The 10857-nt window shown below is 64.1% G+C and carries 9 protein-coding genes; all 9 read left to right on the top strand.

Translation table 11 applies throughout. The annotated features are described in order from the left end of the window. Positions 1 to 387: 387 nt before the first annotated feature. The 9 genes from WA944_RS16645 to WA944_RS16605 are packed head-to-tail and all read left to right on the top strand — an operon-like array spanning position 388 to position 10857. The gene (locus tag WA944_RS16645) at positions 388 to 1131 is read left to right on the top strand and encodes an MlaE family ABC transporter permease (RefSeq protein WP_163895500.1); all 744 of its coding nucleotides are present in this window, start codon (positions 388 to 390) and stop codon (positions 1129 to 1131) included. Between the two features lies 1 nt (position 1132). Further along, positions 1133 to 2014 carry an MlaE family ABC transporter permease gene (locus tag WA944_RS16640; RefSeq protein WP_163887598.1) on the top strand — a complete coding sequence of 294 codons (882 nt, stop codon included), beginning with the start codon at positions 1133 to 1135 and terminating at the stop codon, positions 2012 to 2014. Between the two features lie 2 nt (positions 2015 to 2016). Further along, entirely contained in the window at positions 2017 to 3240 is a 1224-nt protein-coding gene (locus tag WA944_RS16635; RefSeq protein WP_163887599.1) for an MCE family protein, read from the top strand. Next, positions 3237 to 4268, top strand: coding sequence for a virulence factor Mce family protein (locus WA944_RS16630; RefSeq protein WP_370332584.1), 1032 nt, complete (start codon positions 3237 to 3239; stop codon positions 4266 to 4268). The genes WA944_RS16635 and WA944_RS16630 overlap by 4 nt, the downstream gene beginning before the upstream one ends. After that, complete coding sequence (locus WA944_RS16625) at positions 4265 to 5851, top strand: virulence factor Mce family protein (protein WP_526369668.1); 1587 nt, start codon at positions 4265 to 4267, stop codon at positions 5849 to 5851. Before WA944_RS16630 ends, WA944_RS16625 begins: the two co-directional genes overlap by 4 nt. A 13-nt stretch (positions 5852 to 5864) precedes the next feature. Next, positions 5865 to 7496 carry a virulence factor Mce family protein gene (locus tag WA944_RS16620; RefSeq protein ID WP_526369663.1) on the top strand — a complete coding sequence of 544 codons (1632 nt, stop codon included), beginning with the start codon at positions 5865 to 5867 and terminating at the stop codon, positions 7494 to 7496. Then, positions 7496 to 8677: a virulence factor Mce family protein gene (locus WA944_RS16615; protein ID WP_163887603.1), complete on the top strand. Its 1182-nt coding sequence runs from the start codon at positions 7496 to 7498 to the stop codon at positions 8675 to 8677. Before WA944_RS16620 ends, WA944_RS16615 begins: the two co-directional genes overlap by 1 nt. Before the next feature lie 3 nt (positions 8678 to 8680). Further along, positions 8681 to 10231 carry an MCE family protein gene (locus WA944_RS16610; RefSeq protein ID WP_526369661.1) on the top strand — a complete coding sequence of 517 codons (1551 nt, stop codon included), beginning with the start codon at positions 8681 to 8683 and terminating at the stop codon, positions 10229 to 10231. Further along, positions 10201 to 10857: an Rv1363c family protein gene (locus WA944_RS16605; RefSeq protein ID WP_526369659.1), complete on the top strand. Its 657-nt coding sequence runs from the start codon at positions 10201 to 10203 to the stop codon at positions 10855 to 10857. Before WA944_RS16610 ends, WA944_RS16605 begins: the two co-directional genes overlap by 31 nt.

Raw genomic sequence — 10857 nt, 5'->3', positions numbered from 1 at the left:
TCTGGACCACGTAGCTGCAGGCTCGGAGTCGATGCGCCGTGCTTTGTTGACGATGTCGACAATTCCTATGCGCCAATGGTTCCGGCAATCTCAGCACGAGACTATCCTGCGACGGAGTCTTCGCTGGGGCGTACTTAAAGCGGCTCTTGTATTTACTGATCCGCGCGGCCACGATCGGGTACAGTCCGGTGAGCCGCCTCACTACCAACCGGTAGGGTGGCCGCAGATCACAGCTCCTGAAGTGCCGGAAGGTAAGGACGTGCGACATGCTCCGCTGTTACGCCGCATTTGTGGCGATGCCGTCCTCGGTCAGATCATGAGGCCCCGCCGGTGATATCTCAGAAATCGGGCCTCTTCGACTACGCCCGCGACCAGGCAAAACCGGGCATGGAAGCGGTTGGCGGCTTCGTGAAGATGTGCGTCCTCACGGGCAAGGCATTGTTCCGTACGCCCTTCCAGACGCGCGAGTTCATCCTTCAGGCCTGGTTCCTGATGCGGGTGGCATTCCTGCCTACCGTTGCGGTCGCCATCCCGCTGACGGTGCTCATCATCTTCACACTCAACATCCTCTTGGCTGAGTTCGGCGCCGCCGATGTCTCCGGCGCCGGTGCTGCGCTGGGTGCGGTCACCCAGCTCGGACCGCTGGTCACCGTTCTTGTGGTCGCGGGAGCTGGGTCCACCGCGATCTGTGCTGACATCGGCGCCAGGACCATCCGTGAGGAGATCGACGCCCTGGAAGTTCTCGGCATTGACCCCATCCACCGGCTCGTCGTTCCGCGGGTGATCGCATCGACGTTCGTTGCCTTTCTGCTCAACGGAGCGGTAATCACTATCGGCCTGGTCGGGGGCTTCGTGTTCGGCGTCTACATCCAGAACATCTCAGCGGGCGCATACGTGTCGACACTGACCCTGGTCACTGGGTTGCCGGAGGTGATCATATCGATCGTCAAAGCGCTGACATTCGGCTTGATCGCCGGATTGGTCGGCTGCTACCGCGGTCTCACGGTTTCTGGCGGCGCCAAGGGCGTGGGCACCGCGGTCAACGAGACCCTCGTGCTTTGTGTCATCGCGCTCTTCGCTGTCAACGTCGTCATGACCACGATCGGCGTTCGATTCGGAACCGGTGGCTGACATGGGTGCATCCACCAACACCGGCACGGTGCTGCGTCAGCGCTTCCCGCGCAGCTACGGCCGCGCCCAGAAGGTCGTCGCCGCACCTGCGCGCGGACTGGACGGTGTCGGCCAGATCGCCTGGTTTGTGGTCACCGCGGTCGGGTCGATCGGCCACGCCGTACGGTCCTACCGCAAGGAAATGCTGCGTCTGATCGCCGAGATCGGAATGGGAACCGGCGCGATGGCAGTGATCGGCGGCACGGTGGCGATTGTCGGGTTCGTCACCCTCTCGGGCGGCTCGCTTATCGCGATCCAGGGCTTTGCCTCGCTGGGCAACATCGGTGTCGAAGCTTTCACCGGGTTCTTCGCCGCACTGGTCAACGTGCGTATCGCCGCACCCGTGGTGGCCGGTGTGGCGCTTGCCGCAACCGTCGGCGCTGGCGCCACCGCCCAGTTGGGCGCCATGCGTATCAGTGAAGAGATCGACGCACTGGAGGTCATGGGCATCAAGTCCATCTCGTATCTGGTTTCGACGCGGGTCCTGGCGGGCTTCGTGGTGATCATCCCGCTCTACGCAATGGCGATCATCATGTCGTTCCTATCCGCGCAAGTGACCACGACGCTGTTCTACGGCCAGTCGACCGGAACCTACGAACACTACTTCCGCACTTTCCTGCGCGCCGACGACGTCGGGTGGTCGTTCGTGCAAGCGGTGATCATCTCCGTGATCGTCATGCTCAACCACTGCTATTACGGCTACAACGCCAGCGGTGGGCCGGTGGGCGTCGGCGAGGCCGTCGGTCGTTCGATGCGGGCCTCACTGATCGCGATCGTCCTTGTCGTCCTGTTCGCCTCACTGGCGCTTTACGGGACCGACCCCAACTTCAACCTGACGGTGTAGCCATGGCTGACCCGCGCTTCCCACTGAACAAGCCGCGCACGCCGCCGTACAAGCTAGCCGGCCTCGTACTTCTCCTCGTCTTTGGGCTGGTGGCCACGCTGGTGTGGTTCCAATTCCGCGGCGCCTTCACCCCTCGCGAACAGCTCACCCTAAGAGCCGCGCGCGCCGGCCTGGTGATGGACCCCGGATCCAAGGTTACCTACAACGGGGTCGAGATCGGCCGGGTCGCCGACGTCGTCGCCGTGAACGTGGGTGACCAGCCCGAGGCGATGATCACCCTCGATGTGGATCCGAAGTACATCGATCTGATTCCGGCCAACGTCGTTGCCGATGTCTCGGCGACCACGGTGTTCGGCAACAAGTACGTATCGTTCACCACGCCCCCCGATCCGCAGTCCAAGCGCATCACGAGCAGTGACGTGATCGACGTGCGGAACGTGACTACAGAGTTCAACACGCTGTTCGAGACCGTGGTGTCGGTGGCCGAAAAGGTCGACCCGGTGAAGCTGAATCAGACGCTCACCGCTTCGGCGCAGGCGCTCGACGGGCTGGGTGACCGGTTCGGGGAGTCAATCATCGACGGAAACGCGATCTTGGCCGACATCAATCCACGGATGCCGCAGATCCGCCGTGACACCGAGGCCCTAGCTGACCTCGGTGATGTGTACGCCGCGGCCGCTCCCGACCTATTCGACGGGCTGGAGAACGCAGTCACCACCGCGCGCACCCTCAACGAGCAGCGCGGCAACCTCGATCAGGCCCTTATGGCCGCGGTCGGGTTCGGCAACGTCGGCGGGGATGTCCTGGAGCGCGGCGGCCCATATCTGGTGCGCGGCGTGGAAGATCTGCTACCCACATCGGCCCTGCTCGACGAATACAGCCCGGCGCTGTTCTGCACCGTTCGCAACTACCACGACGTTGAACCGAAGGTCACAGACGCAGTCGGCGGCGCCAACGGCTACTCCCTCAACACCCGGTCAGCCCTCGTCGGCGCCGAGAACCCATATGTGTATCCGGACAATTTGCCGCGGGTGAATGCCAAGGGTGGACCGGAGGGCCGTCCGGGTTGCTGGCAGCCGGTGACGCGCGACCTGTGGCCGGCGCCGTACCTCGTGATGGACACCGGTGCCTCGATCGCCCCATACAACCATTTTGAGCTGGGCCAGCCGCTCGCCACCGAGTACATCTGGGGTCGCCAGATTGGGGAGTACACGATCAATCCATGAAAATCACAGGTACTGCGATCAAGTTGGGCGCCTTTTCTCTTGTTCTGCTGCTTTTCACTGCGGTGATCATTGTGGTGTTCGGGCAGCTGCGCTTTGACCGCACGACCGGATATTCGGCCATCTTCAGCAACGCCAGTGGTCTGCGCTCTGGACAATTCGTCCGAGCGGCCGGCGTGGAGGTCGGCAAGGTCTCCAAGGTCGCGCTACTGGACGGGGGTACCCGAGTGAAGGTCGATTTCGAAGTGGACAGGGAGTTGCCGCTGTTCGACGAGACCACCGCCTCGGTGCGATACCTCAACCTGATCGGCGACCGCTACCTGGAGCTCAAGCGAGGCGACAGCGACCGACGGATGGCCGGCGGTGGCATCATCCCCTTGGAGCGTACCGAGCCCGCGCTCGACCTCGACGCGCTGATCGGCGGCTTCCGCCCCCTTTTCCGGGCGCTCGATCCCGAGAAGGTCAACAACATCGCCCAGTCGATCATCACGATTTTCCAGGGCCAGGGCGGCACCATAACAGACATTCTGGATCAGACAGCGTCGCTGACCGCGGCCCTGGCCGACAGAGACCAGGTGATCGGTGAGGTGATCCGCAACCTCAACACCGTGCTCGACACCACGGTCCGCCACCAGCAGCAGTTCGACGAGACGCTGGTGAACTTCGAAGAACTGATCACCGGGCTGAAGAACCGCGCCGACCCAATCGCGACGTCTGTTGGTGACATCAGCGACGCCGCCGGCACGGTCGCCGACCTGCTGTCGGACAATCGACCGCTGCTACAGGACTCTGTCGGCTACCTCGAGGCCACCCTGCAACCTCTCATCGATCGGAAGGCACAGCTAAATGACCTCCTGATCAAGCTGCCCGACGCGCTGAAGATCGTCGGACGGGCCGGCGGCATCTACGGCGACTTCTTTAACTTTTACCTTTGCGACATCTCGCTGCAGCTTAACGGTCTACAGCCCGGCGGGCCGGTCCGCACGGTGAACATCACCAAGCAGCCCTCGGGGAGGTGCACAGCGCAATGAGAACTCTTGAAGGGTCAAACCGGGTCCGCGGCGGGATCAAGGGCCTCCTCATCTTGGTACTCGTCATCGGCGTAGGGCAGAGCTTCGCCAGTGTGCCGATATTGTTCGCACAGCCCAAGTATTACGCGAAGTTCGCCGACACCGGCGGCATCAATCCAGGTGACAAGGTCCGCATCGCCGGCGTGGATGTCGGCCAGGTGACCTCAACCGACATCGAGGGCGACAAAGTGTTGGTGGGCTACACCCTCGGGAGCACACAGATCGGCATCGACAGCCGCGCGGCCATTCGCACCGACACGATCCTGGGTCGAAAGAACCTCGAGATCGAGCCCCGCGGGTTGCAGCCATTGGGCGCCAACGGTGTCCTGCCTCTCGGCCAGACCACCACCCCTTATCAGATCTACGACGCGTTTTTCGACGTCACGAAGGCGGCGTCGGGATGGGACACCACCACGGTCAAGCAGTCGCTGAACGTGTTATCTGAGACGGTCGACCAGACCTACCCGCACCTAAGTGCCGCGCTCGACGGCGTTGCCCGCTTCTCCGACACGATCGGAAAACGCGATGGCCAGATCAAGCAGCTGCTGAGCAATGCCAACAAGATCGCCGGCATTCTCGGAGATCGCAGCCAGCAGGTGAATCAGCTGCTGGTCAACGCCCAGACCCTGCTCTCGGCGATCAACGAACGCAGCTACGCGGTAAGCATGCTGCTCGAACGGGTCTCGGCCTTCTCCGACCAGGTCAAGGGCTTGATCGATGACAACCCCAACCTCAACAGGGTGCTCGAGCAGGTCCGGACGGTCAGCGAAATTCTGGTGGAGCGCAAGCTCGGCTTGGTCGACGTGCTAACCACGCTGAGTAAATTCACCGCGTCGCTGGCTGAGTCCATCGGGTCGGGCCCGTACTTCAAGGTGCTACTCGCCAACCTCTTGCCCTACCAGGTCTTGCAGCCGTTCGTCGACGCCGCCTTCCAGAAGCGCGGTATCGATCCCGAGGAGTTCTGGCGCAACGCCGGCCTGCCGGCATTCCGGTTCCCGGATCCGAACGGGACGCGCTTCCCCAATGGCGCCCCGCCCCCGGCGCCAACCCCGATTGAAGGCACGCCAGAATTCCCCGGTCCGGCCGTGATACCCGGCTCGCCTTGCTCGTACACGCCACCGGCGGACGGCGTGCCCACCCCTGGTAACCCGTTGCCGTGCGCCGACCTGACGGTCGGCCCCTTCGGCGACAACCCGTTCGGGCCGAACTACTATGGAACACCCAACGTGGCGACCTCCGAGCCCAACCCGAACGGATTGCCGCCCACGCCTGGCATTGCCAGCGCCGGCATTCCGGGACAACCCGCTCCCGCAGTCCCAGGCACCCCGGTGCCGATCGCCCCCGGGCCGCCCGGCGCACGCCACGAGCTGCCCGGACCGTTCCCCGGTCCGACGCAGCAGGGTGGCCAAGCCACCCTGGCGCCGCTGCCAACGGTGCTGCCGGGGCCGCCGCCACCGCCGGGACCGGGCCAGCAGCTTCCGCCGGTTGGCACTCCACCGCTCCCGGGCAATCCGCCGTTCCTCCCGCCCGGACCACAACAATGACGGGGTCACATAGATGCCAACGATCTTCAACATGGGAAACCTGAAGGTGCCGACCATGTCCCGGGCTTCCGTGATCGTCGGCGCGCTCGTCGTGGTGCTGGCGCTGACGGCCGCGGTCGTGGGCTGGAACATGTACACGAAGCTGACGACCAACACCGTCGTGGCCTATTTCACCGAGACGCTGGCGCTGTATCCGGGGGACAAGGTCGAGATCATGGGCGTGCGCGTCGGGACGATTGACAAGATTGAACCGGCAGGCGACAGGATGAAGGTGACCTTTACTTATGAAGAGAAGCACAAGGTCCCGGCCAGCGCTACCGCGTCGATACTGAACCCGAGCCTGGTGGCGTCGCGCACCATCCAGTTGGCGCCGCCCTATACTGGCGGCCCGGTGCTGAAGGACGGCGCCGTGATCCCGCTTGAGCGCACCCAGGTACCCGTCGAGTATGACGAGCTAAGGGACTCGATCGACCGCATCCTGACCGATTTGGGTCCGACACCCGAACAGCCCAAGGGCCCGTTCGGTGATGTGATCGAGTCGTTCGCCGATGGCCTGTCCGGCAAGGGACAGCAACTCAACGCCACGCTGAACAGCCTGTCCGAAGCCTTAGTGACCCTCAACGAGGGCCGCGGCGACTTCTTCGGCGTGGTGAAGAGCCTCGCGCTGTTTGTCAACGCACTGCATCGCAGCGATCAGCAGTTCGTCGCGCTCAACGACGATCTCGCCCAGTTCACCAACGCTTTCACCAACACAGACCGGGAACTGGCGATCGCGCTGCAGGACCTCAACGAACTGCTAAACACCACGCGCGAGTTCCTCGACGAGAACAGCGAGGTGCTCACCACCGATATTGACAACCTCGCGGACGTCACGAACGCGATCCTGCAGCCCGAGCCGCGCAATGGTTTGGAGACAGCCCTGCACGTGCTTCCGCACTACGGTGCAAATCTTCTGAACATTTACGAACCGAACCGCGGCAATCTGTCAGCCGCACCGGCGATTGCGTCATTTGCCAACCCAATGCAGTTCGTGTGCAGCGCGATTCAGGCCGGCAGCCGGCTCGGTTACCAGGAGTCGGCAGAGTTGTGCGCGCAGTACCTGGCACCGATTTTGGACGCGATCAAATTCAACCACCTGCCGTTCGGCCTGAATCCGATCAACACCGCGACGACGTTGCCGAAGCAGATCGCGTACTCGGAGTCCCGTCTGCAGCCGCCGCCTGGCTACAAGGACACCACCGTGCCGGGCATTTTCTCCCGGGACACATTGTTCTCCCATGGCAACCACGAGCCAGGTTGGGTGGCCGCGCCAGGCATGCAGGGTGTGGACGTGCAGCCGTTCACCGCAAACATGCTCACGCCCGACTCGCTGGCCGCGTTACTCGGCGGACCGGACGCACCTATCCCGGCCGCGCCGCCGGCGTTTGGCGTGCAGCCGAACGGCAAGCTGCCCGGCCCGCCGAACGCCTACGACGAGCGCAATCCGTTGCCTCCGCCGTGGTACCCCCAGCCTGGTCCGCCACCGGCTCCGGCGCCTGGTGTGGTCCCGGGCGATCCGGGCGGATCGCCGCTGTCGGGCCTGGGATCCGGACCTGCGCCTGCCCCGGCCGGACCACCGCTGCCCGCCGAAGCAGGAGGTCGCTGATGAGCCGCGTACGCACCGATCAGAAGACACGGGCGACCCGACGGTTCCATCGGATAGCTCGCCGCACGGCAGTGCTGGCCGTGACCGCAGTTGTGCTGACATCGTGCGGATCGTGGAAGGGCATCGCCAACGTTCCGCTCCCGGGTGGCCCGGGCACCACGGGGGACGCGATGACTATCTATGTGCAGATGCCGGACACGTTGGCGCTCAACGTCAACAGCCGCGTCCGCGTCGCCGACGTCTTCGTCGGCACCGTCCGGTCGATCGAGCTGAAGAACTGGGTCGCGACACTCACTCTGGGTATACAGCCCGGCGTCGAGTTGCCCTCCAACGCGCTGGCCAAGATCGGGCAGACCAGCCTGCTGGGTTCGCAGCACATCCAGTTGGAGGCTCCGCCGGACCCGACCTCTGAACAGTTGCGTGCCGGCGACACCATCCCATTGAAGGACTCGTCGGCGTTCCCGACCACCGAGCGGGTGCTGGCCAGCATCGGTACGATCCTCACCGGCGGGGGCATCCCGAACCTCGAGGTGATCCAGACCGAGGTCTACAACCTCCTAACCGGGCGCGCCGACCAGATCCGCGAGTTCCTGACTCGGCTGGATACCTTCACCGATGAGCTAAACCAGCAGCGCAACGACCTCACCCGCGCCATCGACTCGACTAACCGGCTGCTCAACATCGTGGCGAGCCGCAACGACACGCTCGACCGGGTGCTCACCGAGTTCCCGCCGCTGATCGAGCATTTCGCCCAGACCCGGGATCTCTTTGCCGACGCGATCCAGGCCCTGGGTAGGTTCAGCGCGGTCACCGACGAGACGGTGTCGCAGTTAAGCGGCAATCTCAACACCAACCTGCAGAATCTGCAGCGGCCCCTCAAACAGCTCGGCCGTGCGTCTCCTTACCTGATCGGTGCACTGAAGCTGCTGTTGACGGCGCCGTTTCCTATCGAGGGGATCCCCAAGTTAATCCGGGGCGACTACGTCAACGTCTCGGCGACAATTGACTTGACGCTGAGTACGGTAGACAACGCGTTTCTCACGGGAACCGGGTTTTCCGGGGCTTTGCGTGCGCTGGAGCAGGCGTGGGGTCGCGATCCGGCGACGATGATCCCGGACGTGCGTTTCACGCCGAACCCGCACGACGCACCCGGCGGGCCGCTGGTCGAAAGGGGTGAGTGAGCTGTGCTGACTCGCATGATCAAGGTCCAGCTGATTCTCTTCACGATCCTGACGGTCATCGCGCTGAGCGTGCTGGGCTTGTATTATCTGCGGCTGCCCAGCCTGGCCGGCGTTGGGCAGTACACCCTGCACGCCGAACTGCCCCGCTCGGGCGGACTTTACGCGACAGCGAACGTGACATACCGCGGCACCACGATCGGCAAGGTCACGGCCGTCGAGCCTACGGAGACCGGTGCCAGCGCGGTGATGAGCATCGATGACCAGTACAAGATCCCGGTCGATGCCTCCGCCAACGTGCATTCGGTGTCGGCGATCGGCGAGCAGTACCTCGACCTGGTGTCGAAGGGAGATCAGGACCAGTACTTCAGTGACGGCCAGACAATCACCAAGAGCACAGTTCCCAGCGAAGTCGGTCCAGCGCTCGATGCGGCCAACGAAGGCCTGGCGGTGTTGCCGAAGGAGAAGATCGACTCCCTGCTGACCGAGACGTCGCTGGCCGTCGGCGGGCTGGGGCCGGCGCTACAGCGTTTGGTGGACTCGACCACCAGCATCGCCCAGGACTTCCGCGACAACCTCGGCCCTGTCAACGACGTCATCGCGAACTCGGCGCCGATCCTGGAAAGCCAGGTCGTCTCAGGGGACAACATCGAGCAATGGTCGCGCAATCTCGACACCCTGGCCGCCCAGTCGGCCGAGCAGGATGCGGCACTGCGCAGCGGTCTGCAACAGGCCGCGCCCACCGCCGATCAGCTGAACGCCGTCTTCAGTGGGGTGCGGGACTCGCTGCCGCAGACTCTGGCAAACCTGGCGGTCGTGATCGACATGCTCAAGCGCTACAACAAGGGGCTTGAGCAGGGTCTAGTCATCCTTCCTCAAGGCGCGGCCGTCGCTCAATCCGTCGTGGCACCCTTCGACAGACAGGCGAAGATCGACTTCAACTTGACCATAAACCAGCCGCCGCCGTGCCTGACCGGGTTCCTACCGGCCTCGGAGTGGCGGTCGTTTGCCGACACCAGCAGGGCGCCGCTGCCGTCGAACACTTATTGCAAGATCCCGAAGGACTACCAGGGCAATGTTGTCCGCGGAGCACGTAACTACCCATGTGCCGACGTACCCGGCAAGCGCGCCGCCACGCCTCGCGAATGCCACAGCGACCAGCCGTATCAGCCGATGGGCACCAACCCGTGGTATGGAGATCCGAACCAGATCCTGTCCTGCCCGGCCCCTGGTGCGCGCTGCGACCAGCCGCCGAATCCCGGCCAAGTCATTCCGGCGCCGTCGGTCAACAACGGCATGAACCCGCTGCCCGCCGACCAGTTGCCGCCGCCTCCCGTCCCCGTCAGCGACCCGCTCAGCCCGCCTGGCCAGGGCAGAGTCCAGTGCAGCGGACAACAACCCAACCCGTGCATTTATACTCCGGCACCGGGCTCATCGGCCATCTACAGCCCGTCCAGCGGGGAGGTAGTCGGACCCGACGGAGTCACTTACTCCGTCAGCAACTCAAGCGATCCAGGAGACAACGGATGGAAGGACATGTTGGCGCCCGGCGGATGAACCCCGCCGCGGCTGATGAGACATCCGAAGAGTCGGTCGCAGAAACGTCGGACGCCATAACCACAATCGCCGAGGATGACACGCCGCAGCCCGAATCCGTCGAGGCATCGACCCGCGGTCCACGACCGTCGCGGCTGGGCCGTGGCTGGTTGGTCGGGATCTGCACCGTGCTCGTACTACTGACGGCGGGCGCAGTCGGCGGCGGCCACCTGATGTGGCGGTCGCAAGAGGAGAGTTCCGCGTCCGCGGTCGACGGGACGCGGGCGCTGCAGGCCGCCAAGGAGTGCGTCGCCGCCACGCAGGCGCCGGACACCACCACGATGACAACAGGGCAAGCCAAGATCATCGAGTGCTCGACCGGGGATTTCGGCGCCCAGGCCGCGCTGTACAGCGGGATGCTCGTCGACGCCTACCGCGCCGCGAACGTCCAGGTGCAGGTTTCCGACATGCGGGCCGCCGTCGAGAAACACAACGTCGACGGCTCGATCGACGTGCTCGTTGCAGTACGGGTCAAGGTGACCAACTCCGAGGCGGCCGACCAGGAGCAGGGCTACCGCCTGAGGGTGCAGATGGCGCCGGTCGACGGGACCTACAAAATCGCCAAGCTCGACCAAGTCAACTCTTAA

The sequence above is a fragment of the Mycobacterium sp. genome (genome assembly GCF_049683355.1).
GTDB lineage: Bacteria > Actinomycetota > Actinomycetes > Mycobacteriales > Mycobacteriaceae > Mycobacterium.
The sequence above is the reverse complement of the archived record's forward strand: the minus strand, read 5'-3'. Positions and strand labels throughout refer to the sequence as shown.

Excerpts from the sequence above, each read along its gene's own strand:
- WA944_RS16645 (WP_163895500.1), top strand. The coding sequence starts at position 388 with ATGGAAGCGGTTGGCGGCTTCGTGAAGATGTGCGTCCTCACGGGCAAG.
- WA944_RS16640 (WP_163887598.1), top strand. The coding sequence starts at position 1,133 with ATGGGTGCATCCACCAACACCGGCACGGTGCTGCGTCAGCGCTTCCCG.
- WA944_RS16635 (WP_163887599.1), top strand. The coding sequence starts at position 2,017 with ATGGCTGACCCGCGCTTCCCACTGAACAAGCCGCGCACGCCGCCGTAC.
- WA944_RS16630 (WP_370332584.1), top strand. The coding sequence starts at position 3,237 with ATGAAAATCACAGGTACTGCGATCAAGTTGGGCGCCTTTTCTCTTGTT.
- WA944_RS16625 (WP_526369668.1), top strand. The coding sequence starts at position 4,265 with ATGAGAACTCTTGAAGGGTCAAACCGGGTCCGCGGCGGGATCAAGGGC.
- WA944_RS16620 (WP_526369663.1), top strand. The coding sequence starts at position 5,865 with ATGCCAACGATCTTCAACATGGGAAACCTGAAGGTGCCGACCATGTCC.
- WA944_RS16615 (WP_163887603.1), top strand. The coding sequence starts at position 7,496 with ATGAGCCGCGTACGCACCGATCAGAAGACACGGGCGACCCGACGGTTC.
- WA944_RS16605 (WP_526369659.1), top strand. The coding sequence starts at position 10,201 with ATGGAAGGACATGTTGGCGCCCGGCGGATGAACCCCGCCGCGGCTGAT.